Origin of the sequence: Amycolatopsis sp. CA-161197 (assembly GCF_050942255.1) — a bacterium.
GTDB lineage: Bacteria > Actinomycetota > Actinomycetes > Mycobacteriales > Pseudonocardiaceae > Amycolatopsis.
Map to the genome: position 1 here is coordinate 3,274,723 of NZ_CP192059.1, position 23,205 is coordinate 3,297,927.

22 protein-coding genes are annotated in these 23,205 nt (G+C 71.3%); 4 read left to right on the forward strand and 18 right to left on the reverse strand.

Annotated elements, in window-relative coordinates; genetic code table 11:
- On the forward strand, window positions 1-891 hold the full coding sequence (locus ACQPXB_RS15675) for a TIGR03854 family LLM class F420-dependent oxidoreductase (protein ID WP_432852577.1): 891 nt from the start codon (window positions 1-3) through the stop codon (window positions 889-891).
- On the opposite strand, the gene ACQPXB_RS15680 is transcribed toward ACQPXB_RS15675, so the two are convergent.
- Complete coding sequence (locus tag ACQPXB_RS15680) at window positions 888-2,411, reverse strand: MDR family MFS transporter (protein ID WP_432852580.1); 1,524 nt, start codon at window positions 2,409-2,411, stop codon at window positions 888-890. The genes ACQPXB_RS15675 and ACQPXB_RS15680 overlap by 4 nt on opposite strands.
- Window positions 2,412-2,524: 113 nt before the next feature.
- Here ACQPXB_RS15680 and ACQPXB_RS15685 point away from each other — a divergent pair, with 113 nt between their 5' ends.
- Window positions 2,525-3,679, forward strand: coding sequence for a DUF1015 family protein (locus ACQPXB_RS15685; RefSeq protein WP_432852583.1), 1,155 nt, complete (start codon window positions 2,525-2,527; stop codon window positions 3,677-3,679).
- Between the two features lie 34 nt (window positions 3,680-3,713).
- Here ACQPXB_RS15685 and ACQPXB_RS15690 read toward each other — a convergent pair whose 3' ends face one another.
- Window positions 3,714-4,301, reverse strand: a complete 588-nt coding sequence (locus tag ACQPXB_RS15690; protein ID WP_432852585.1) for a TetR/AcrR family transcriptional regulator — start codon at window positions 4,299-4,301, stop codon at window positions 3,714-3,716.
- Window positions 4,302-4,384: 83 nt separating this feature from the next.
- On the opposite strand from ACQPXB_RS15690, the gene ACQPXB_RS15695 reads away from it, so the two are divergent.
- Window positions 4,385-5,245 (forward strand): aldo/keto reductase, encoded by an 861-nt coding sequence (locus ACQPXB_RS15695; RefSeq protein ID WP_432852588.1) that lies wholly within the window; start codon window positions 4,385-4,387, stop codon window positions 5,243-5,245.
- Window positions 5,246-5,298: 53 nt separating this feature from the next.
- Entirely contained in the window at window positions 5,299-5,628 is a 330-nt protein-coding gene (locus ACQPXB_RS15700) for a hypothetical protein (RefSeq protein ID WP_432852591.1), read from the forward strand.
- Window positions 5,629-5,642: 14 nt separating this feature from the next.
- On the opposite strand, the gene ACQPXB_RS15705 is transcribed toward ACQPXB_RS15700, so the two are convergent.
- From ACQPXB_RS15705 to ACQPXB_RS15780, 16 genes are all read right to left on the reverse strand, one after another.
- Complete coding sequence (locus tag ACQPXB_RS15705; RefSeq protein ID WP_366586490.1) at window positions 5,643-6,626, reverse strand: amidohydrolase family protein; 984 nt, start codon at window positions 6,624-6,626, stop codon at window positions 5,643-5,645.
- Window positions 6,627-6,637: 11 nt separating this feature from the next.
- A complete protein-coding gene (locus ACQPXB_RS15710; protein ID WP_386951771.1) occupies window positions 6,638-7,420 on the reverse strand; it encodes a PaaX family transcriptional regulator in 783 nt (260 codons plus the stop codon).
- Window positions 7,421-7,476: 56 nt separating this feature from the next.
- Window positions 7,477-8,838, reverse strand: a complete 1,362-nt coding sequence (locus tag ACQPXB_RS15715) for an MmgE/PrpD family protein (protein ID WP_432852596.1) — start codon at window positions 8,836-8,838, stop codon at window positions 7,477-7,479.
- The gene (locus ACQPXB_RS15720) at window positions 8,822-10,564 is read right to left on the reverse strand and encodes a hydantoinase B/oxoprolinase family protein (protein ID WP_366586483.1); all 1,743 of its coding nucleotides are present in this window, start codon (window positions 10,562-10,564) and stop codon (window positions 8,822-8,824) included. Before ACQPXB_RS15720 ends, ACQPXB_RS15715 begins: the two co-directional genes overlap by 17 nt.
- The gene (locus tag ACQPXB_RS15725) at window positions 10,561-12,624 is read right to left on the reverse strand and encodes a hydantoinase/oxoprolinase family protein (protein WP_432852599.1); all 2,064 of its coding nucleotides are present in this window, start codon (window positions 12,622-12,624) and stop codon (window positions 10,561-10,563) included. Before ACQPXB_RS15725 ends, ACQPXB_RS15720 begins: the two co-directional genes overlap by 4 nt.
- A gap of 25 nt (window positions 12,625-12,649) precedes the next feature.
- A complete protein-coding gene (locus ACQPXB_RS15730) occupies window positions 12,650-13,447 on the reverse strand; it encodes an ABC transporter permease (RefSeq protein WP_366586478.1) in 798 nt (265 codons plus the stop codon).
- A 4-nt stretch (window positions 13,448-13,451) separates the two neighbouring features.
- Window positions 13,452-14,279 (reverse strand): ABC transporter permease, encoded by an 828-nt coding sequence (locus ACQPXB_RS15735; protein WP_366586476.1) that lies wholly within the window; start codon window positions 14,277-14,279, stop codon window positions 13,452-13,454.
- On the reverse strand, window positions 14,276-15,055 hold the full coding sequence (locus ACQPXB_RS15740) for an ABC transporter ATP-binding protein (RefSeq protein ID WP_366586473.1): 780 nt from the start codon (window positions 15,053-15,055) through the stop codon (window positions 14,276-14,278). The genes ACQPXB_RS15735 and ACQPXB_RS15740 overlap by 4 nt, the downstream gene beginning before the upstream one ends.
- Window positions 15,056-15,067: 12 nt before the next feature.
- Window positions 15,068-16,054 (reverse strand): ABC transporter substrate-binding protein, encoded by a 987-nt coding sequence (locus ACQPXB_RS15745; RefSeq protein ID WP_366586470.1) that lies wholly within the window; start codon window positions 16,052-16,054, stop codon window positions 15,068-15,070.
- 272 nt (window positions 16,055-16,326) lie between these two features.
- Window positions 16,327-16,824 carry a 3-isopropylmalate dehydratase gene (locus tag ACQPXB_RS15750; protein ID WP_285968654.1) on the reverse strand — a complete coding sequence of 166 codons (498 nt, stop codon included), beginning with the start codon at window positions 16,822-16,824 and terminating at the stop codon, window positions 16,327-16,329.
- Window positions 16,821-18,077, reverse strand: coding sequence for a 3-isopropylmalate dehydratase large subunit (locus ACQPXB_RS15755; RefSeq protein WP_432852605.1), 1,257 nt, complete (start codon window positions 18,075-18,077; stop codon window positions 16,821-16,823). The genes ACQPXB_RS15750 and ACQPXB_RS15755 overlap by 4 nt, the downstream gene beginning before the upstream one ends.
- Window positions 18,074-19,354 carry an aconitase/3-isopropylmalate dehydratase large subunit family protein gene (locus tag ACQPXB_RS15760; RefSeq protein ID WP_432852608.1) on the reverse strand — a complete coding sequence of 427 codons (1,281 nt, stop codon included), beginning with the start codon at window positions 19,352-19,354 and terminating at the stop codon, window positions 18,074-18,076. The genes ACQPXB_RS15755 and ACQPXB_RS15760 overlap by 4 nt, the downstream gene beginning before the upstream one ends.
- Entirely contained in the window at window positions 19,351-19,860 is a 510-nt protein-coding gene (locus tag ACQPXB_RS15765; RefSeq protein WP_366586461.1) for a 3-isopropylmalate dehydratase, read from the reverse strand. The genes ACQPXB_RS15760 and ACQPXB_RS15765 overlap by 4 nt, the downstream gene beginning before the upstream one ends.
- A gap of 45 nt (window positions 19,861-19,905) precedes the next feature.
- Entirely contained in the window at window positions 19,906-20,988 is a 1,083-nt protein-coding gene (locus ACQPXB_RS15770) for an ornithine cyclodeaminase family protein (RefSeq protein WP_432852611.1), read from the reverse strand.
- Complete coding sequence (locus ACQPXB_RS15775; protein ID WP_432852614.1) at window positions 20,985-22,031, reverse strand: aminopeptidase P family N-terminal domain-containing protein; 1,047 nt, start codon at window positions 22,029-22,031, stop codon at window positions 20,985-20,987. Before ACQPXB_RS15775 ends, ACQPXB_RS15770 begins: the two co-directional genes overlap by 4 nt.
- On the reverse strand, window positions 22,028-23,200 hold the full coding sequence (locus ACQPXB_RS15780; RefSeq protein ID WP_366586453.1) for a M24 family metallopeptidase: 1,173 nt from the start codon (window positions 23,198-23,200) through the stop codon (window positions 22,028-22,030). Before ACQPXB_RS15780 ends, ACQPXB_RS15775 begins: the two co-directional genes overlap by 4 nt.
- Between the last annotated feature and the right edge of the window lie 5 nt (window positions 23,201-23,205).

Genomic DNA, 23,205 nt, shown 5'->3' on the forward strand with positions numbered 1-23,205 from the left:
GTGGGCGAGGAACTGAAGATCCGGATCGGGGTGGCGCCGGCGCCGGGGACCGGGCCCGCGGAGTTCGCGGGGCTGGCGGAGACGCTGGAGGCGGCCGGAGTCGACTCGCTGTGGCTTTCGGAGCTCGTGTACGCGCCGGAGGTCGACCCGTTGGTCGGCATGGCGCACGCGTTGGCGCGAACCACGAACCTCAAGGTCGGCACGGGGGTCGCGATCCTGCCCGGCCGCCACCCCGTGCTCGTCGCGAAGCAGCTGGTGACGTTGGCCGGGCTGGCGCCGAAGCGGGTGCTGCCGGTGTTCGGGTTGCGGCCGGCCAATGCGGCCGAACACTCGTTGTTCCCCGTGGCGGGCCCGCGCGCGGCCGTGTTCGACGAAGCTCTGACCCTGCTGCGGCTGCTGCTGGAGCAGGACGACGTGCACTTCGCCGGCGAGTTCTACCAGGTCGACGGCGTGACGATCGGGCCGCGCCCGGCCAAGCGTCTCGACGTGTGGCTCGGCGGCAGTGCGCCCGCCGCGTTGCGCCGTGCCGGGCGGCTGTCCGACGGCTGGCTCGGCAGCTTCCACTCACCCGAGCAGGCGCGGGCCGCGCGCATCGCGATCCAGGACGCCGCGGCCGAGGCCGGGCGCGAGATCGAGCCCGACCACTTCGGCCTCAGCCTGCTGGTGGCGAGCGAGGGGATGCCCGACCGGATGCTGGAGGTCGCCGCGAAGCGCCGCCCCGGCACGCCCGTGACCGAGCTCGTGGCCACGAGCTGGGCCGAGGCGCGGCGCCTGCTGGAGCAGCACATCGACGCGGGGCTGTCGAAGTTCGTGATCCGGCCCGGGCATTCGGGCGACTACCGGCGGTTCCTCGACGGGCTGCACCGCGAGCTGCTGCCGCTGCAGAACTAGAACTTCAGCTGCTCCGTCTTGCGCGGCATCAGGGCCAGCGCGACGATGCTGAGCGCGGCGACGGCGGCGATCGCCACGAACACGTTGTGCGTGGCGCCCGTCAGCGAGTCGCGGACGTACTCCGCGGCCGCCGAGTGGTCGTTCTGGCCGAGGACCAGGCTGGTGGCGTCGGCGCTGTCGGGCAGGTGGCCGGCGACGGCGGCGGGCGGGTGGGCGAAGCGGTCGGCGAGGGTGGCGTTGGCGATGGCGCCGAACACCGCCGCGCCGACCGCGCTGCCCAGTGACCGGCCGAACATGTTCGTGGCCGTGACCACGCCGCGGCGTTCCCAGCCGACACTCGACTGGCTGGCCACGATCGTGGGGCTCGACGCCAGGCCGAGGCCCGCGCCGACGACGAACGCGGCGCCGGCGACGCTCCAGAGCGAGGTGTTCTCGCCGAGCAGCGTGGTGAGCGCCACGCCGACGACGATGAGCCCGGCGCCGATGAACGCGGTGTCGCGGAACCCGATCCGCATGTAGAGCCGCCCCGAAAGCGACGCGGCGAGCGGCCAGCCGACGGTGAGCGCGGCCAGGGCGAAGCCGGCCGTGAGGGCGTCGTGGCCGAGCACGCCCTGGGCGTAGGTCGGCAGGAACGAGCTGAGCCCCATCAGGGTCGCGCCGACCACGAGGGCCACCAGCGTGCCGCCCACGAGGGTGCGCCGCGTGAACACCCACAGCGGCAGCACGGGCTCGGCCGCGCGGCGTTCGACCAGCACGAACCCGACCAGCGCCGCCGCGGAGGCGACGAAGATGAGCACGCCCACCACCGAGCCCCAGCCCCAGGCCACGCCACCTTCCAGCAGCCCGAGGATCAGCAGCGTGCAGCCGGTGATGAGCAGGCCGGCGCCGGCGTAGTCGATGCGGTGGCGGGTGCGTTCGACGCGTTCGGCGAACTTGCGGTACAGCATCCAGGCGGCGATCGCGCCCAGCGGCAGGTTCACGAAGAAGATCCAGCGCCAGCTGAGGAACTCGGAGAACACGCCGCCCAGCGCCGGGCCGAGCACGGACGCGACGGCCCACACGCCGGCCACGTAACCCTGCACGCGCGCGCGTTCCTCGACGGTGTACAGGTCACCGACCATCGTCATGCTGATCGGCTGCACGGCCCCGGCGCCGACGCCCTGCAGGGCGCGCGCGGCGATGAGCACCGGCATGCTCCAGGCCGCGCCGCACAGCACCGAGCCGAGCAGGAACACGGCGATGCCGAAGAACATCACCGGCCGGCGGCCGAGGACGTCGGCGAACTTGCCGTAGAGCGGCACGGTGACCGCCTGGGTGAGCAGATAGACCGAGAACAGCCACGGGAACTGCGAGAACCCGCCCAGGTCGCCGACCACCGAGGGCACGGCCGTGGCGATGATCGTGCTGTCGAGCGCGACCAGCCCGGTGCTCAGCATCACCGCCGCGAGCACCGGCCCGCGTTCGGAGCGCAGGCCGACGGCCTTTTTCGTGGGCGCCGGCGTCTCGGCGGGGGTGCTCATCGGCGGGGTCTCCTCGGGGTTCCCTGGGGCCGGGGACAACTGTTTCGCAACGGTAAGCATTTCACGAAAGAGTGACTGTCGGACAGTCTTGGCGGGCCAGCCATGATGAGGGGATGGACACGTGGGTGCGGCCGATCCGCCGCGGGTGGGTGGTGCGCGGCGAGGTGCCGGGCCCGGACGTCGACGAGTTCGCGGAGCCCGACGCCGTGGTCACGGCCCTCGCGTCCCCCGGCGCGGCCGGCGACACGCTGCTGGCGGTGCAGCACCCGGCTCGCACGCCGGCGGCGTTGGCGCGTGGCCTCGACCTCACTGCGGCGCTGCCTTCCGCACGCGCCGCGCTGGCCCGCATCCGGGCCCGCCACTACCGGTCGGTGGCGGGGTTCGTCGCGCCCTACCGCATCTCGGGCCCGGACGGCGTGGCGGTGGGCGTGCTCTGCCTGGTCGACGTCCGCGAGCTGACGGCGGGCGGGTCCCACGTGCGGCACACGGAGGAGGTGTACCCGCACGTGGTCGCCGAGCGCGCCGCCGTGCTGGCCGGGCTGGGCACCGCCACGAGCGCGGCGCTGCTCGTGCCGTCCTCCGGCGGCGAGGCGCTGACCGAGGCCGTGGAGGCGGCGTGCGCGGGGCTGGGGCCGCCGGATGTGTCCACTGTGGACCAGTCGGGCCGCCGGCACGAGCTGTGGGTGGTTCCTTCGGGGACTTTGCAGGAACGCCTGGTGGGGGCCGTGTCGGCCGCGGACCTGCTGGTGGCCGACGGGAACCACCGGGTCGCCGCGGCCGCGCAGACGGGCTCACTGCTGGCGCTCGTGACGGGCGGGCCGCGGCTGCGGATCGGGGCGATTCACCGGGTGCTGACTGGCACGGGCTTGACGTCCGACAACCTGGCCGCCGCTTGGCGCCGGGTCGGACTGGACGTTTCGGAGGTCGCCGACGGCACCCCGCCCGCGGTCCCGGGTTCGGTGGTGGTGCTGGCCCGGCCGTCTTTCTTGCGCGTGGTGCTGCCGCCGGCCGACGAGCTGACGATCGACCACGCGGTGGTCGAGCAGCTGCTGCTGGGCGAGGCCCTCGGCCTGGATCTGGACGGCCCGCACGTGCAGCCCTTGCCGGCGAGCCGCCCCGCACCGGCCGACGCCGACGCGGTGCTGCAACTGGCCCCGGTGGACTTCTCGACGGTCCTGAAGGTCCACGCGGCCGGCCTGCGCATGCCCCGGAAGGCGACGTACTTCACCCCGAAACCTCGGGGCGGGCTGGTTCTGGCGGAGATCTGAGCGTTCGAGAGCGAAGCGGCTGTGTGCGAACGCCTCAGCCGGGATCCGGTTCGCCGCGGGTGACACCGGGAGCTCGCACCGCGTCGGCGATGAGGTCGAGCAGGCGGTGGGAGCGTTCAGGTACGTCGCCGTCGACCGTCGCCAGGAAGACGCCGTGCAGCAGGGTGGTGGCGTCTTCGGGGTTGACGTCCGCGCGGAGGGTGCCGGCCCGCACCCCGCTCTCGAGGATGGTCCGGAAGGCGGCGGTGACGCGTTCTCGCGTGTGGGGCGCGATGCGTCCGGCGGCAAAGCTGCCGCGGAGGGTGTCCAGCATGCCCCGCTTGGTGGCGGTGAACGCGGCGTAGCGGTCCATCCACAGCCGGAGGGCCACCTCGGGCGGGTGGTGTTCGAGCAGCTCCGCGGCACTGGTCGTGATGTCGTCGAGCTCGGCGGCGTAGATCGCTTCGATCAGCGCTTCCCGGTTCGGGAAGTGCCGGTAGAGCGTGCCGACGCCGACCCCGGCCTCGCGAGCCAGGGACTCCATCGCCAGCGACCCGCCGTCCGTGCCCAGCATGCCGCGGGCGGCGGCGAGGATCTTGTCCCTGTTGCGGCGCGCGTCGGCGCGACCTGCCGATCCAGTCAAGCGGAAGCCCTTCCGTTTCTGCTAGCGTAGCTGAAGCGGAAGACCTTCCGCTTCTGGCATTCTGTCACGGAGGCAGGTTCCCCATGGCTTTCCCCTTCGCCGGCCGCGCCGTTTCCCGGATCGGCTACGGCGCGATGCAGCTACGCGGGCTGCGCGACGACCGTGCCGCCGCCATCGCCTTGCTGCGCCACGCGGTGGACCTCGGTGTCGACCACATCGACACCGCCCACTTCTACGGCGACGGTTTCGTCAACGACCTCCTGCGCGAGGCTGTGCGCCCCGAGGACGGGGTGCTGATCGTCAGCAAGGTCGGTGCCGACCCGGACCCGACCGGGCCGCACCCGATCCGCGTCGCGCAACGGCCGGAACAGCTTCGGGCGTCCGTCGAGGCAAACCTCGCCGGCCTGGGTCTGGAGCAGGTCCCGGTGGTCAACCTGCGGCGTACGGACACCGGCCCGGCGCCCGTGCGTGCGCAGGGTGATCAGGTCGTCGATGTCGATGACCAGATCGCCGAGCTGGTGGCCTTGCGCGACGAGGGGAAGATCGGCGCGATCGGCCTCAGTGCCGTGTCCCTCGAGACACTGCGGCGCGCCCTGCCGGCCGGCATCGTCTGCGTGCAGAACGCCTACAGCCTGGCCGCGCGCGACGACGAGGAGCTGCTCGACCTCTGCACCGCCGAAGGCATCGCGTGGGTGCCCTACTTCCCCCTCGGCGGCGCCGGTCCGGACCTGCCGAAGGTGACCGACGAGCCGTCCGTGCTCGCCGCCGCGGCCGCCCTGGGCCGCACGCCCGCGCAGGTGGGCCTCGCCTGGCTGCTCCACCGCGCGCCGAACGTCCTGCTCATCCCCGGCACCACCGACAAGACCCACCTCGAAGCCAACCTGGCGGCCGCCACGATCACGTTCGACACCGAAACCCGGGTGGCGCTCGGCTTGCCCGCCTGATCGGTGTGGTGTGGTGCTCGGTGTCGTTCTGGCCGGGATCCGAGGGAGCGGGCATGTTCGAGTGGTACGCGGTCCGGTGCGTGTTCCAGTGGGAGCGGGCGGCCGGCGCGCCGTTCGAGGAGCGGATCACCCTCTGGCGCGCGTCCAGCCTCGCCTCCGCCCTCGACTGCGCGGAACGCGAGGCTCGTCGTTACGCCTCGGAGAACGGGGTGAGCTTCCTTGACTTCGCCCAGGCCTATGCCCTGGCGGAGACCCACGAGCTCGGCCCGGGCACCGAAGTCTTCTCCCTGCTCCGCGACAGCCCCCTCGCACCGGAGGACTACGTGACCCGCTTCTTCGACACCGGCGGCGAACGCCAGGGAGTTGTCGAACCGGGGGAGTGAGCACCACAGTGGACTCACGTCAGCTTGAAGACCGACTCCGCGTTCGTCGAGTAGATCTTCGTGCGCACCTCGTCCGACAGCGCCGACTCGTCGAGCACCGAGACCGCCGCGTGGGGGCTCCAGCAGGGGTGGTCGGTGCCGTAGAGGATGTTGTCGGGGCCGTAGTACTCCAGGGCCGTGCGGATGGTCAGGGACTGGGGTGCGACGGTGTCGACGAAGATGCGTTTCAGGTACTCCGAAGGAAGCCGCGGCAGGCCTTCGATGCGGGCGTTCTTGTCGATGCGCCCGGCCTGGTAGGGGAGCAGGCCGCCGGCGTGGGTCTGGACGACGCGAAGCGACGGGTGGCGTTCCAGGATGCCGCTGAAGATGAGGCGCAGCACGGTGACGCTGGAGTCGAGGAGGCGGCCGATGGATCGCTGGATGCCGTCCTGGTAACCAGTCAGGACTTCGTTGAAGGCGAGGTCCGTCGGGTGCACGATGAGGGGCACATCAAGTTCCGCGACGCGTGCGTAGAACGGCTCCAGCCGCGAGACATCGACGGTTTCCGAGCCGATCATCGAAGGCAGGTTCACCCCGCGCAGATCGAGTGAGCCCACCGCGTGGTCCAGCACCTTCAGCGCCGTTGCCGTGTCCTGCAACGGAATCGCGGCCGTGCCGAAGAAGCGGCCCGGGTGGAGGCGTTGCGCGCGAGAGATTTCCTCGTTGTACGCGTACGCCTCGTCCAGCGCCTCGTCCGCCGGCATCTGGTCGAGCATCCCCGCCAGCACGCCGGTGGTGCAGACCACGACCGTGTCGGGGCCGGTGGCGGCAAAAGCCGCCTGGAAGCCGGCGTCGAGATCGAACCAGACGGCCGGCAGGGGGATGAAGCCGCGGCCTTCGTTGTACAGGTAGCGGTAGCCGTCGCCGACGCGTTCGGTGCGGGGAAACGCCGCCCGTGCGGCCATGGTTTCGAAATGGGACCGGGGGAACCAGTGGAAGTGGGTGTCCACCACGCGCATCGAAATTCTCCTCAGCTCATCCGGTGTTCGGCGAGGATGCCGGCGAAGAGGCGGTCGGCATCGGGGCGGTAGCTCTCGTGCAGGGTGCGGAACAGTTCGTGGCAGCGCGCGGCCGGCCAGTCGCCCGGCAGGTGCTCGGCGGGCAGGCGCGGGGTCTCGCGCAGCAGCTGGCGCCAGGCCGACGCCAGGATCAGGTCGCGGCCCAGGTCGTCGAGCGCCTCGGGCACGGGGTCGGGCACGTCCCACGACCGCAGGAACCGGTCGTAGCGCGCGGCCAGCTCGTCCAGGTGCCACGTGCGGGAGATCATCCCCTGCACGTCGTCGAACCTCGGGTACGCCGTGAACACCTCCACGTGCTGGTCGACGCCCGCGCCGGGCAGCTGCGCGAGGATCGCCGACACGTCGCGCTCGCCCGGCGCGAGCCACACGCCGTCGCGCAGCAGGCCGAAGCTCTCCCACGCCAGGCTGCGCCGCAGGAGGTGGCGTTCCTTGCGGTGCGACTCCGGCAGCGAGAAACACAGGACCGTCCACGCACCGGGCGGTTGCGGCTCCTCACCCGTGTCGTGGAACGTCCGCTGCTGCTGCACGCGCACGACCCGCAGCCCGACCTCCGACGCGCGGAAGTACGCCGCGCGGCCCTGCCGGGAACGCTCCAGCAGGCCGCGCTCGGCCATCCGCGACACGGTGAGCCGCGTGGCGTGCGCGGACACGCCGATCCGCGCGAGCACGTCGATGTACCCGGCGGTCGCGATCTCGGGGTTCTCCTCGAGGCAGTAGCGGCCGAGCATCGTCATCAGCACCGTCTGCGGCGTCGGTGCGCGGCTCAGGTCGGGTGCGGGTCGGTCGGTGGTCAGGACGAACCCCCTGTTCTCACGCCCGCCGCGGCGTTCTCCGGTGACCTGACGAACGTACCCCCGAGCAACGGCAGCACGTGCTCGCGCAGCACCGACACCGTCGAGGGATCCGGGCCCAGCAAGGACTCCGCGACCTCGCGCGCCCGCACCGGACCCAGCTCGCGCGAGGCCAGCGTGGTGAACTTGCCGACGATCTCGTTGTCCGGCAACGGGTTCCCCGGGTCACCCCGCGCGTCGAGCCGATCCGCCGAGACGGCCCCCGACGCGGTGGTGATCTCCACCCGCGCGCCCCACTTGGCGGGATACGCGGCCGTCAGATCGTCCGCCGACCCGACCTCGACGACCCGCGCCAGCTCCAGCACGGCCTCGTCGCGCAGCGCACCGTCCTCGAAGTCCCACGGCGTGCAGTGCCCCCGCAGCGCCGACACGGCCAGCACGAACTGGGCACTGCCCAACGCACTCAGCGCCGAGCCGAACGGCGGCGGCCGGTCGACGATCCCGGCCAGCTGCGCCGGCAACAGGCACCTCAGCCGCCGCACCGACGAGGGCGCCCAGCCGCCCGCGGGACGCAACGACAGCACCGCGTCGATCGCGCCCTGCAGGTGTTTCGCCCCCGCGTGGGGCTTCAGGCTCGTCTCCGGCAGCAGGAACGGCTCCGGCACCGCGGCTTCCGAACGACGCAGCGGCGAACGCGGGTCGTCGAGGATGTCGAGCGGGCCCGTCCAGCCGGAGTCGGCCGCGAGGAACGCCGTGACCGCGCGTTCCGCCGCGAACCCGGCCAGCAGGTACTTGCCGTCGGCCCGGTCCGTCGCGCCCGCGATCGATCCGCCCGCGTGCTGCGCGGCCAGCGCGATCGCCGACGCGGTGACGGCGAGCGGCCGGTCGAGGAGCACCGAAGCCGCGGCCGCACCGCCGAGCGGGGCCAGCAGCGCCGTCGGCCACCACCCCCGGCGGATCAGCGCCTCGCCCCCGATCGCGGCCGCCGCGGCCAGCGCGACCTCGTAGCCGGCCAGGAACGCGCGCTCGTAATCCTCGGCCGACGCGGTCGAGGGCACCACCGCCAGTGTCGCCGGCAACACCACACAACCCGGGCACAGCACCGAACCTCGGTGGATGTCGCCCGCTTCCCAGCCGTGCGCGTACACCCCGCCGAGGAACGCGGTCCGCCGCGCGGCGCCGTACTCCGCGGACAGGGTGCGCGCGAGCCCGGCCACGGAGCCGGCCAGCGTGGTGTGGCCGGCGATCAGGGCACCGACGGCGTCGGTCAGGTGGGCCCGGGCGGCGACCCGGACCGCGGGCGGCACCGGCCGGGAACCGACCGAGTGCGCCCGCGCGGCGAGCTCACCGACGAGCGACATCTGCCTGCGTGGCCCGGAGCCGGCCGGTCGCCGGCTCGTCCACCCGCCCGTCGGCTGTGAGCGCGACGCCGTACAGCTCACGCGCGGCCTCGGCCGTCACGAAGCCGTCGCGCACGTCCTCGGCCACGTCCGCGGCCGGCCGCTCCGCCGGCGAACCCCAGCCCCCGCCGCCCGCGGTGCGGAAGGTGACCTTCGAGCCCTTCTGCAACGCCAGCCCGGTGTGCTTCTTCACGTGCTCCGGCTGCCCGCCCGGCTGCGTGACGATCGTGTCGTTCACCGCGCCCGCCTGGCCGCCGCGCAGGCCCCACGGCGGGCAGGTCGTGCGCTCGTTGGCGATGTTGGTGAACATCGCCTGCTGCGGCTCCACGTCGATCTCCAGGCCCAGTCCGCCGCGGTGCCGGCCCGCGCCGCCGCTGTCGGCCCGCAGCTCGTGGCGCGTGAACACCAAGGGGTAGCGCGCTTCCTGGATCTCGATGGGGATGTTGCGCACGTCGCCCTGGCACACCGACACGCACGCGCTCGGCCCGTCGCCGACCGGACGCCCGCCCCAGCCGCCGCCGTTGATGTTGAGGCACACGAACCGCGAGCCGGTCTTCTCGTCGATGCCGTGGAAGGTGAAGCCGGACATGTCGCCCTTGTGCGCGGCCGGCACCTGGTCGGGCAGCGCGTCGGCGAGCGCCCGGATGATCGTGTCGACCACCGTGGGCAGCGAGATGCTCCACTGGCCCAGCGCGGCCGGCGACTTCGCGTTGAGCAGTTTCCCTTCCGGCAGCACCACGTGCAGGTTGCGGAAGGATCCCTCGTCGACCGGGTGCGTCGGCAGCGTCAGCATCTTGAACGCCACCCGCGCCGCCGCGACGCCGCCCGACTTGCCCGAGTTGAGCGGGCCCTTGACCTGCTCGTTGATGTCGGAGAAGTCGATCGTGAGCTCTTCGCCCTTCACGATCACCTTGAGGTCGAGCGTGATGCGCTTGTCGAGGTCCTGCCCGTCGTTGTCCATCCACGCCGAGGCGGTGTACTCGCCGTCGGCCATCTGCGCGACCGCGTGGCGCGACAGGCGTTCCGACTGGTCACGCATCTCGGTGATGCAGGCCATCACCGTGTCGAGGCCGTAGCGCTCGCACAGCTCCGCGATGCGGCGCTCGCCCAGCCGGCAGGCCGCGATGGCCGCGCGCAGGTCGCCCAGCGACGACTCCGGGATGCGGATGTTGTCCTTGAGGATCTGCATCACGTCGGCGTCCCACTCGCCGGCCTTCATCACCTTGATCGAGCGCAGCTGCAGGCCCTCGGAGTAGATGTCGGTGGTGGCGGTGGAGCCGAAGCCGATGCGCGAGCCGCCGATGTCGACCCAGTGGGCGCGCACCGCGGGGAACGCCACCACCTTGCCGTCGACGAAGATCGGCGTGTAGACCACGACGTTGTTGAGGTGCTGGCCCGCGACGTACGGGTAGTTCATCACCAGCGCGTCGCCGGGCTCGAAGCCCTCGAGGCCGTGGCGCTCGATGCCGTCGGCCACGGAGACGCCGAGGTCGGCCAGGAAGATCGGCAGGCCGCCGAGGTTCTGGGCGATCAGCTCGCCCGCGGTGTCGACGAGGCCCACGCAGTAGTCCTGGACCTCGAAGATCATCGGATTGTAGGCGGCGCGGCGCAGCGCGGTGGCCATCTCGTCGGAGTACGCCACGAGCGCGCAGCGCACCACTTCGAGCGTGACGGGGTCGATGGTCATGCGGGGCTCCCCACGGAGACGACGAGTGACAGGTCGGCGGCGACGGTCAGCACGTCACCGGAATAGAAGACGACCGAGGACGTGGCTTCCTGCACCACGGCGGGACCGGTGATCCGGTGGCCGGGCCGCAGCGCCTCACGGTCGTAGACGGGACAGGACACGGGTTCCGGGCCGCCGCCGTGCAGCACCACGGGCCGGTGCTCGACCGGTTCCGGGTCGCCCGACGCGGTCTCGACCTCGGCCGCGGTGCCCGCGGTCGTTTCGAGCGGCAGCGAGATCACCGTGCGGACGCCGACGGCCTCCACCGTCTCGTCCGACGCGTGGTGGCCGTAGAGGCGGTTGTGCATCTCGTCGTACAGCGCGCGCACGGCCGCGTGGTTCGAAGTGGACAGTCCCTCTTCGGGCACCGGCACGGGGATCGTGAACTCCTGGCCCTGGTAACGCAGCTCGAGGAAGTGCTGCAGCACGGGCGCGGTCGCCGGCTCGCCGACGTCGGCCCGCAGTCGCGCCCACGCCTCGGCGCCCAGCGCCTTGAGCGTGATCGCGTACTGCTCCACTGTGGACGACTCGAACTTGGCCAGGTGCGTACGGGTGAGGTCGTGGCGCACCTCGGAGTAGAGCATGCCCTTGGCCGAGAACTGCCCGGGCAGGACCGGGACGACCACCGTGCCGATGGTGAGCTCCCGCGCGATCGACACGGCGTGCAGCGGTCCGGCACCGCCGGTCGCCACGAGCGCGAACGTGCGCGGGTCCTCGCCCTTCTCCACCGAAACCGCGCGCACGGCCAGCGACATCTGCGCGTCGGCGATCGTCACGATCCCGCGCGCGGCGGCCAGCAGGTCGAGGCCCAGCGGCTCGGCCACGTGCGTCATGATCGCGGCTTCGGCGGCCGCGCGGTCCAGCGGCATCTCGCCGCCGAGGAACCGGCTCGCGCCGAGCCGGCCGAGCACTAGGTTGGCGTCGGTCACCGTCGGGCGGTCGCCGCCGCGGCCGTAACACGCCGGGCCGGGCGCCGCGCCGGCGCTGACCGGGCCGACCTTGAGCGCGCCCGCCGGGTCGACCCACGCGATGCTGCCGCCGCCCGCGCCGACCTCGACGATGTTGACCACGGGCAGCGCCATCGGGTGCCCGGTCGCGTAGCCGCCGATGAAGTAGCCCGGGCTGATGTCGACCTGCCCGTCCTTCACCAGGCTGGTCTTGGCCGTGGTGCCGCCCATGTCGAACGAGATCAGCCGCGGCAGGTCGAGCCCGGCGGCCAGCGCCGATGCGCCGATGACACCCGCGACCGGACCCGACTCCATCATGCGCACCGGGCTCTGCCGCGCGGTCTCGACGGACATGATGCCGCCGTTGGACTGCATGATGAGCAGCCGGCCGCGGAAGCCCCGGGCCTCCAGGCGTGTGGTCAGCGAGTCGAGGTAGCGCGACACGACCGGGCCGACGTAGGAGTTGAGTACCGCGGTCGACGTGCGCTCGTACTCGCGGTACTCGCGCATGATCTGGTGCGACAGCGTCACGTACGCCTCGGGCCACAGCTCGGTGAACAACCGGCCCAGCTCGAGCTCGTGCTCCGGGTTGGCGTACGCGTGCAGCAGGCAGACCGCGACGGACTGGACGCCCGACGACTTCAGCTCGGTGATCAGCTCGCGCGCGGCCGTGACATCCAACGGCGTGCGCACGCTGCCGTCCACGAGCACGCGCTCGCGCACCTCCCGGCGCAGCCGGCGCGGCACCAGCGGGTCGGGCTTGCCGAAGAACAGGTTGTACGGCTCGGAGCGGTTGCCGCGTCCGATCTCGTAGACGTCGCGGAACCCCTCGGTGGTGATCAGCGCGGTCGCGGCGCCGGCGCGCTGCAGCACGGTGTTGATCGCGATGGTGGAGCCGTGCAGGAACAGCTCGGTGTCGGGCAGGTGCGCGCCGAGCTTGTCGAGGCCGTCGAGCACGCCCTCCGCGTGGTCGTGCGGGGTGGTGAGGGTCTTGGCGGTGGTGAAGACGCCGTGCTCGTCCACGGCGGTCAGGTCGGTGAACGTCCCGCCGATGTCGGCGGCGATCTGCTTCACGGGGTACCTCTTTCTGCGAAAGCGGTCAGGGGAGTTCGGTGCGCCAGGAGTCGGCGAGGGATTCGAGCTTGCGGGCGCCCACGTTGAGCAGGACACCGGCCACGATCACGACGAACACCGACGCGAGCACCTCCGTGGTGCCGAGGTGGCCGGCGAAGAAGCTGATGTTGTAGCCGATCCCGCCGTCGCCCGCGAAGAACTCGCCCACGACCACGCCGACGAGCCCGCGGCCCACGCCCAGGCGCAGCCCGGCCATCACCGTCGGCACCGACGCGGGCAGGATCACCTTGCGCAGCAAGGCCGTCTCGCCCGCGCCGAACGACACGGCGGTGCGGATCAGCTTCGGGTCGACGTTGCGCACGCCCTGGGCGGAGTTGACGATCACGGGGATCACCGACATCAGGAACGTGATGGCCACGACCGACGGGCTGCCGAGGCCGAACATCAGCACCAGCAACGGGAACAGGGCCACGATCGGGGCGGAGTACAGGAGCCACACGTACGGCTCGACCACGTAGTCGACGTAGCGGTAGCGGCCCATCAGCAGCCCCACCGCGACACCGACGATCGCGGCCATCCCGAAGCCGATCACCAGCTCCAGCGCGCTCGTGCCGAGGCTGTGCAGCAGCAGGCCCGAGCCGATCTGGTCGCCGAGCGAGCCCGCGATGAGCACGGGGGAGGACGTGAGGAACGGGTTCACGAGGCCGGCCCACGCGGCGATCTGCCACAGGATCGCGACCAGCACGAGGAACCCGCCGCCGAGCACGATCGGCATGGCCTTCTCCGGCACCCGCCGCTTCCGGGGACTGACAGTGGTGGTCATCGGGTCACCTCTCCCAAGCCGTGGCGGCCGTGCCGAGCACGCGCAGCAGCGCGGTCACGACGTACCCGAAGATCCCGACCACGAGCGTCAGGAACAGCAGCGGCGCGACGTCGAAGTTCTGGCCGTACGTGGAGATCAGCTGGCCCACACCGTCCGTGCCGCCGTAGAGCTCGGCCACGATCACCGCGATCACGCCGCGCCCGGCGCCCAGGCGCAGGCCGGCCATGATCGTCGGCAGCGCGCTGGGGAACAGGATCTTGCCGAACATCGCACCGCCACCGGCGCAGAACGCCCGCGCGGCCTGCACGAGCTTCGGGTCCGTCTCGCGGATGCCGGCCATCGCGTTCACCGCGATCGTGATCACGGCCTCGATGAACACCATCGCGATCTTCGACGCCTCGCCGATGCCCAGCGCGAGAACCACGAGCGGCAGCAACGCGAGCGACGGCGTCACGTAGAGCGCGATCAGCGCCGGTTCCAGCGTCTGGCGGATCCGCAGCTTCCAGCCCATCAGCATGCCCACCGGCACGCCGACCACGACGGCGAGCAGGAAGCCCGTGAAGAACTCGACGAGCGTCGTCTGCGCGTTGTCCCACAGCTCACCCGAGCTCAGGAGGTCGCCGCCGGCTCGGACGATCGCGACCGGGGTGCTGGTGAACTGCACGTCGACCAGGCCGGTCGAGGCGGCCAGTTGCCACAGCGCGAGCACCACGACGACGCTGCCGAGCACGAACCGCGCCCGTACCGGCGGCAGCCAGCGCAGGCCCACCGCGCGGCTCGGCGGCGCCGCGGCCACCGGGCGCGGCGGCCGCGTTCGCAAGCCCTGCGTCATGACGGCACCGCCGCCCCGGCCTGCGCGCCGAAGAGCAGCTCGGCCAGGTGCGTGCGGTACTTGCCGAACGCCTCGCTCGCGCGCACCGCGGCGTCCCGCGGGCGCGGCAGGTCGATCTCCATCACCTCGACCACGCGGCTCGGGCTGCCGCCCATCACGAGCACGCGGTCGGCGAGGAACACCGCCTCGTCGATGCCGTGGGTCACGAACAGCACCGTTTTCCGGTCCAGGTCCCAGATCCGCAGCAGCTCGGTGGCCATCAGCTCGCGCGTCTGCGCGTCCAGCGCGCCGAACGGCTCGTCCATCAGCAGCACCTCGGGGTCGGTGGCCAGCGCGCGGGCGATGCCGACGCGCTGGCGCATGCCGCCCGAGAGCTGGTGCGGGTGGGCCTCTTCACGCCCGCCCAGGCCGACCAGCTCGATGAAGTGCCGCGCCCGGTCCAGCCGCGTCGCCTTGTCGACACCCTGCATCTCGAGTCCGAACGCGACGTTCGCGAGGATCGTGCGCCACGGCATCAGCGACGCGTCCTGGAACACGACCCCGCGGTCGGGGCCGGGTTTGGTCACGATCTTCTCGCCGATGCGGATCTGCCCGCCCGACGGCTTCAGCAGGCCGTCGGCGGCCAGCAGCACGCTGCTCTTGCCGCAGCCGCTGGCGCCGACGATCGTCACGAACTCGCCGTCGCGCACGTGCGCCTCGAACCCGTTCACCGCCACGAACGGCTCGCCCTTGCCGGCGTAGGAGATCTGCAGCTGGTCGAAGGTGATGTCTGCCATCTCGTGCTCCGCTCAGCTGGTCTTGGGCAGGAAGCGGGTGTCGAGCCACTGCGAGTCGGGCAGGCGTTTCGCGAACACCTTGCCCTGCAGGCCCATCTGCCAGAAGTCGTCCATCGCCTTCGCCGAGGGCATGCGGCCGTCGGGGTAGAGCTGGTCGATCCACTCGGCCATGCTGGCCTTCGCGTCGTCGGTGCTGATCTTGAGGTTCTTCGCGATCGACTTCACCGCGTCGTCGGGCTGGTCCTTGGTCATCTTCATGGCCTGCGACAGGGTGTCGACGAACTTCTTGGCGCGGTCGGGGTTGTCGTTGACGAAGCCCGGCTTGCTCCAGGTGACGTGCATCGGGTAGCTGTCGACGAGATCCTTGAGGTCGAGGATCTTGTTGTAGCCCTCTTTCTGCGCGTAGACCGTCTGCGGCTCGGTGAAGATGTTGGCCTGCAGCTGGCCCGCCTTCATGGCCGCCAGGCGCGCCGCCGAGGCGCCGCCCTGCACGACCTTGATGTCCTTGTTGGGGTCCAGGCCGGCCTTCGCCGCGGCGAAGCGCGTGAGCAGGTCGGTGGACGAGCCGATGGTCGTCACACCCCAGTTCTTTCCCTTGCCCTGGGCCACGGTGTGGATCTCGGGCACGGCGTACCAGGCGAACGCCGTCATGTCGAAACCGCCGTAGATGACCTTCACGTCCTGGCCGGCTTCCTCGGCCGTGAGCGGCCCGGTGAGCGAACCGACCGCGACGTCGACGTCGCCGGACAGCACGGCCTTGGCGAGCTCGGCGTCACCCTTGAACGTGACGGGTTTGACGGTGAGACCGTGCTGCTTCCAGAGGTTCAGGTCGTCGGCCAGGTAGACCGGCGCGAGCGTGGTGGCCTGCACCGGCAGGCCGAGGGTGATCGTGTCGCCGCCCGAGGCGCCACCACCACCCGAGCCGCACGCGGTGGCGACGAGGGCGAGAGCGAGAGCCGGTAACGCGAGCCGGGTCCGGCGGAGAGTTTTCCATGGCACGGGGGAGACCTCGATTGTGTCCAGAGGGGAGACCGGGGACGCGGGGAGCTTTTTCCGCCCCGGTCTGGAATCGGGCGAGGTGTCGACCATGAGAAGCATCGGGAGGTGCACCTCTTTGTGCTCCGGTCAGTGTGACTCTCAATCTCGACGCGCGTCAAGAAGCTGAGAAACATCGATTTCCGCGGGTTTCCGGTCCGCGCCGCGGGCACGACGAAACCCCCGGCGGACGCGAAGTCCTTGTCCGCCAGGGGGTTTCACCGTGTACGTCCGTCCTAGCGGAACACCTCCGGCCGGTTCTTCGCGAGGCTGATCAGCCCACCCGCCTCGAGCATGTCGACGAGGAACGGGTCGGCCGCGGCACCGCGGATCGTCGTCTGCGTGGTGAGGTTGGTGAACTCGCCGGTGGCGAGGTCCACGCGCACGCGGTCGCCGTCGGCGGCGAAGTCGGGGTTCAGCCCGACTTCGAGCGCCGGCAGGCCGACCTCGAAGCAGTTGCGGTAGAACGTCCGGGCGAACGTCTCCGCGACCACGCACCCGATTCCGGTGGCCTGCAACGCTTTCGTCGCGATGGCGCGGCCCGAGGACTGCCCGAAGTGCTTGCCGGCGAACACGATGTCACCGGGCTGCACCTGCTTCGGGAACTCCGGGTTGAGGTCTTCGAGCACGTGCTGCACGAGGATCTCCATCGGCTCGAACACGTACTGGGTCTTCACGAGCCGGTCGGTCGGGATGTTGTCCCCGAACCGCCAGCAGCGGCCCTCGAACTTCACGCTTTCCCTCCTGCACGGCTCGCGATGACCCCCGCGACGGCCGACGCGGCAACGGTTTCCGAAGACGCCAGGTACATCGACGCGTCCGGGCTGCCGTTGCGGCCGGGGAAGTTGCGGGCGTGGGTGGAGATCATCGTCTCGTCGGACGCCATCGCGCCCATGTTGTAGGCCTGGTTCGAGCCCGTGCTGGGCGGGAACCACGTGGCACCGGCCTCGTGCAACGCGAGCACAAGCCCTTCGCGCGCGGCCTCCGCGAACACCTCGCGGCTGGACGGCACGAGGTGGAACCGCGTGTCCGGGTGCACCTTGTGCCCGGCCAGGACCTCGGCCGCCGCGCGGAAGTCCTCGAGCCGGCCGCCGCCGTGGCCGCCCAGCTCCGCGTACTGCACCGGCGTGCCGGCGACCTCGGCCACGGGCTTGACGTTGCCGACGGTCGGCGGGCACGCGACCGTGGGGTCGACCTCGCCGACGTCGAATCGCAGCACCTGCGCGGCTTCCTCACCGTCGCCGTGCACGAGCAGGCCGGCGTCGCCGCCGGGCAGCGTGCGCACGAACGCCTCGGTGATCTCGTCCGGCTCGACGAAGCTGCACTTGGCGCCGAGGTCCACGCACAGCAGCGGGAACAGCCAACGGTCCCAGAAGGACAGTCCGCGCACGTACGGGCCGCCGAACTCCACGGCCCGGTAGTTCAGCTCGCCCTCGCCGATGCGCCCGACCAGCCACAGCGCGATGTCGCGCGGGGTGACGCCGGGCTTCGGCGTGCCTTCGAGGTGGACGCGGGTCGTCTCCGGCACCTTGAACCACGCTTTGCCGTACGGCAGCACGGTTCCGGCGTGCGAGTCGTTGCCGAGTGCCACAGCCAGGGCGCCCATGGTGCCGTGCACCGGCGTGTGGCTGTCGGACCCGACCACGATCATGCCGGGCTTGATGTGCCCGTTGCGGACCACGGCGTGGTGCAGGTTGCCGTTGCCGCAGTCGTACAGCTTGAGGCCGTGCTTGCGGGCCCACCGGCGGTTGTGCTGCAGCACGTCCGCCTGCTGCTCGGTCGGCGGCGCGAAGTGGTGGTCGAACACCATCACGGCCCGCTCCGGATCGGGGATGGGCACGTTCACGCGCTTCTCGTACACCTGCGAGGTGAGGTACCCCGACAGGTCGTGCATGATCAGGCGGTCCACTTTGGCCACGACGATCTCGCCGGGCGCCACGGACTCGCGCCCGCTGGCGCGGGCGAGGATCTTCTCGACGAGGTTCACGCGACCACCGCCGTCGCAACGATCTCGCGCGGGTCGGTGATGACGCCGCGGATCGCCGACGCCGCGGCCGTGGCCGGGCTCGACAGGAAGATCTTCGAGTCGTAGCTGCCCATGCGGCCCTGGAAGTTGCGGTTGGCGGTCGACAGCGTGGTCTCGCCGTCGGCCATCGCGCCGCCGTTGCCCGCGCACGCGCCGCAGCCGGGGTTGGTGATCATCGCGCCGGCCTGGATCAGCTTCGTGAGCACGCCGCTGTCCGATGCCTGCGCCATGATCTTCGCCGACGCGGGCGTGACGATGAGCCGCAGGCCCGGGGCCACGCGGTGGCCGGCGAGCACGTCGGCCGCGATCACGAGGTCGTCGTACTTGGCGTTGGCGCAAGAGCCGATGAAGACCTGGTCGAGCTTCGTGCCGGCGACGTCGCCGACGCCCACCACGTTGTCGACCGTGTGCGGCACCGCGATCTGCGGGGCGAGCGTCGGCCCGTCGAGCCGCACGGTGGCGCGGTAGGTCGCGCCCTCGTCCGGCAGCAGGATGTCCAGCTCGTCACGCGGCACGCCGGCCTCGTCGAGGTAGGCGAGCGTGGTGTCGTCCGGGGCCACGAAGGCGTTCTTGGCGCCCATCTCCATGGCCAGGTTGCAGAACGTCATGCGCTCGGACACGGACATGCCCTCGACGTAGGAGCCGGAGAACTCCACCGACTCGTAGGTCAGCCCGTCGGCACCGAGGTCGCCGATGAGCTTGAGCATGATGTCCTTGGCGTAGACGCCCGGCGCGAGGTCGCCGTCGATCACGATCCGCACCGACTCGGGCACCTTGACCCACAGCTTGCCGGTGACCCACGCGGCGGTGATCTCGCTGAACCCGACGCCCGTGCCGAACGCGCCCAGCGCGCCGTAGATCGTCGAGTGCGAGTCGGTGCCGATGATGAACTGGCCGGGCCGCACGAGGCCGTGCTCCATGAGCACGATGTGCGCGATGCCGCTGTTGACGTCGAAGAAGTTCTTCACGCCCATCTTCTGCGCGAACTCGCGGCACAGGGCGTGGTCCGCGGCCGTTTTGGCGTTCATGGCGGGGGACAGGTGGTCCATCACCATGGCGACGCGGTTCACGTCGTAGAGCTGTTCGACGCCCATCTTCTCGAGCGTCCGGATGCACCGCCAGCTCGCGGTGTGGCTCATGTACAGGTCGGGGAACGCGTCGACGATCTGGCCCGGCACGAGGTCGGCGACCCCGGACGCGCGTTCGATCGCCTTCTGCGCGAAGGTCTTGGCGGTCACTGCTTTCCTCCCGCGAAGCTCGCCATCAGGTGCGGGATCAGGCCGCCGTCGGCCATGATCTCCCGCAGCACCTGCGGGTACGGGCTGAACGGGAAGGTCTGCCCGTCCACCTCGACCGTGCCCGCGTCGTAGTCGACCCACATCTCGCCACCGTCGGTGGCGGCCTCGGCCGCGGCGGGCGACTCGACCGCGACGAGCCCGGTGTTGATGGCGTTGCGGAAGAAGACGCGGGAGAAGGAGGCGGCGACGACCGCCTTGATCCCGGCGCCGATCAGGCACGTGGCGGCCTGCTCCCGCGCGCTGCCGCAGCCGAAGTTACGGCCGGCGACCACGACGTCGCTCGCCCGCAGCCGCGCCTGGGTCTCCGGCCCCAGTGGCTCGAAAGCGTGCTCGGCGAGCTCCGCCGGGTCGATGCTCACGAGGTAACGGCCGGGGATGATGACGTCGGTGTTCACGTTCTCGCCGAAGGTGATGACCTGGCCTCCGACACGAAAATCACTGCCCATGGGAAGTCTCCGCTCGTGGATCCGTTGGTGTGCGGCGGTTTCCGGTCACGGGCTCGTCTCTTCCAGGAACCAGTCGGTCGGCACCGTGTGCCCGAGCTCGCGCTTCTCGGCCAGGGCCAGCGCCCGCGCGCAGACGGCCGCGAACTGCACGCCCATGCCGGTGTTGTTCGCGAACACCGTGATGTCCTCGGGGCTCGTGCGGCCCGGCGCCTCGCCCAGCAGCAGGTCGCCGAGCTCGCGGATGGCGTCCCACTCCATCAGGCCGCGGGTGACCGGGCCGAGGATGTCGTACTGCTTGTCGTGGTGCACCTGCTCGCGCGAGAGCACGGTGATGTGCGGCGCGGCGCGGTCGAACGTCGTGTCGTCCAGCTCGCGCCGGGTGGCGGTGCCGTCGGGCGAGGTGATGGCCGTGACGTGCGTGCCGGGGTCGAGCCAGGCGCCGTCGAAGCAGGCTTCCATGGCCGCGGTGGCGCAGGTGACGATCTGGCAGCCGGCCACCGCGTCGCGCCGCTCGTCCACGGCCACGATCTTGCGCCCGGTCTTCTCGCTCCACACCTTCGCGAAGTGTTCGCGGTGCTCGGGCGTGGGGCTGTACACGCGGACCTCTTCGATGTTCGGCCGCACCATGAGCAGGCACTCCAGGTGCGCCTCGGCCTGCCAGCCCGAGCCGAACATCCCGGCGACCGTCGCGTCCGGGTTGGACAGTTCGCGGATGCCGAGCGCCGAGGTGGCGCCGACGCGCATCTTCTGGATGAAGCTGTCGTGCATGATGGCGAGCGGTTCGAGCGTGGTCAGGCTGTAGAGCGTGACGAGCCCGACGTAGCGGCCACCGGGCGCGGCCGGGATGAGCCGGCGCCGCTGCACCCCGGAGGGCAGCGTCTCGACGCCCGCGATGTCGGACGTGATCCGCAGCGCCCACACGCCGCTGGAGACGTTGCCGCCCTCCTGCGACTTGAACCGGAAGCGGAAGCCCGGGTGACGGCTGTCCTCGACCGGGAAGTACGTGTGGTTGCGCGGCCGGTTGGCGCCCTGGCCGGAGTTGAGCTCCTTGTACGCCGTCTCCAGCGCGTCGAGCGTCTCGCCGGCGGTGAGCACCTGCTCGATGTCGCCGTTGGAAAGGATCCTCACCGTTGTGCTCCTGTCAGGTGTTCTGGTTCGCCCGCGGTGACGCGGACGGTCTCGGCCACGGCCGCGTTGCCGCCGTCGGCGAAGGCGACTTCCACGGACACCGCGCCCGCTTCGCCTTCGGCCAGTACGGCGGCCGGGTCCTGGGCGCGGAACTCGCCGCTGGTGGACAGGTCGGCCTGGTTGACCCAGCGGACCTCGGCCTTGGCGCCCTCCGGCAGCTTCGCCAGCGCGGGTGCGGCGGCCTCGGCGAGCGAGCCGATCCTCGCGCCGGCCTTGGCCGAGGCGATGGCCGCGGTCAGAGCGTCCTTCAGCGCACCCGGCCAGCCGGCGCCGTCACCGAGGACGCGGCTCGAGTACACCCAGTTCATCCGGTACTGCCCGGTGACGCCGAAGGACGTCACGCCGTCCGAAGTGGACAGCGAGCTCGGGTACAGGTCGAGGAACCCGCCGCCGCGCAGGGCGCGTTCCACGGTCTCGACGCGGCTGCCGGCGGTGCTGCCCTCCACCGTGGCCTTGGCCGCGGCGTCGTCGAGGATCCGGCCGGCCGCGCGCAGCAGCTCGGTCTCGGCCGCCGACGGGATCAGGCGCTGCTCGCGCACCAGCCCGCCGAGGCGCTCGACCTGCCAGCCGGGCACCGCGGCCACGATCTCGTCGGCCACGTCGGCGGGCCACAGCGCGGCGTCGACCAGGCCGATCGTGCCGTTCTTCTTGCCCAGCAGGTACTTCGCGACGAGGTCGGCGAAGTTCTTGCCACCGCTGAACTCCGTGACCTTCGACGAGGCCTTCATCCAGTTCTGCACCCGCAGCGAGAGCTTGGTGAGGAACGTGACGGGTCCCTCGGCGGGGATCGCCAGCACACCTTCGTTCCAGTACAGGCACAGGTTGGTCAGGTAGGCGAGGTCGTCGGAGCGCGACACGTCGGCGTAGACGAACGCGACGTCGACGCCCTGGGCCGCCATGGCCTTCTGCAGCGCGGCGACGCGGTCGCCCCACTCCTGGTCGGGGGTTTCCGCGGGGTCGAGTACGTGCAGACCTCGTTTCACGCCACGTCTCCTGTCTCGAACAGCTTCCGTTCGGTCGTGATCAGCACTTCACAGCCGTCGGCGGTCACGCGCACGGGGTCGCCGAGCACGTGGTAGCCGGCCAGCGGCGTGTAGGTGTTGGGGTGGATGATGAACACGGAGTTCTCGGGCAGCACGGTGTGGTTGCCCTCGATGATCGGCGTCTCGTCGAGGTGCAGGCCGTGGCCGTGGCCGCGCACGCGGGTGTAGTTGCTGCTGCAGTACTCGCCGTAGCCGTACTTGCGGAACACGTCGTTCTCGGCCATCGCCACCTCGTGGGCGGTGATGCCGGGGCGCACCACGGAGATGCCGGCCTCGACGGCCTCGTTGAACAGGTCGAACGACTTGCGCTGCCCGTCGTCGGCCTTGCCCACCACGGCGGAGCGGCAGATCTGCAGCCAGTACCCGTCCATCTTGGGCGTGAGCTCGGTCCGCACCATGTCGCCGGCTTCGAGCAGCCGGTCGCCCGGCGGGGTCATGCCGCGCACCTCGTCGCGGCCCGACGCGATGAGCATGAAGTTGTCCTCGGCCCCGAGGTTCTTCAGCCGCGCCTCGACCTCCGCGACGATCCGGTACTCCGGCAGCCCCGGTTCGAGCACGTCCACGAACGCTTCCCAGCCGGCCGCGCACACGACGGCGCTGCGGCGCATCCGCGCCAGCTCCCACTCGCTCTTCACCAGCCGCGCGGTGTCGAGCAGCTTCGTGGCCGACCCGACTTCGGCGCCCGGCGCCGCGGCGCGGATCGTCTCCATGAGCACGAGCGGCACGAGCTCGTGGTGGGCGATGCCGATGCGCCGCGGCGCCAGCTCCTTGAGGACCACGCCCAGCTCGGCCGGGTTCGCCGGGTCCAGCCGCCGGGCCTCGCCGACCCAGCCCTGCGCGGTGAAGGCCGCGAGGTCCGAAGGCCGGGTCGAGAACGCCACCGCGTCACCTTCGGCGGGGAACACCACGAGCGCGGCGCTGCCGGCCGGGGTCACGTCGGTGAAGTAGCGGATGTTCTCCCGCCGCCAGGCGGGGCCGTAGGCGAGCACGACGTCCAGGCCCTGCTCGGCCATCGCGTCGCGGATCTTGCGGTGCCGCAGCTGCAGCTCCGCGAGGTCCTCGGGGGACAGGCCCGCTCCGGCGGGTGCCGGGGCGTGGTCGATCGTCATGGGTA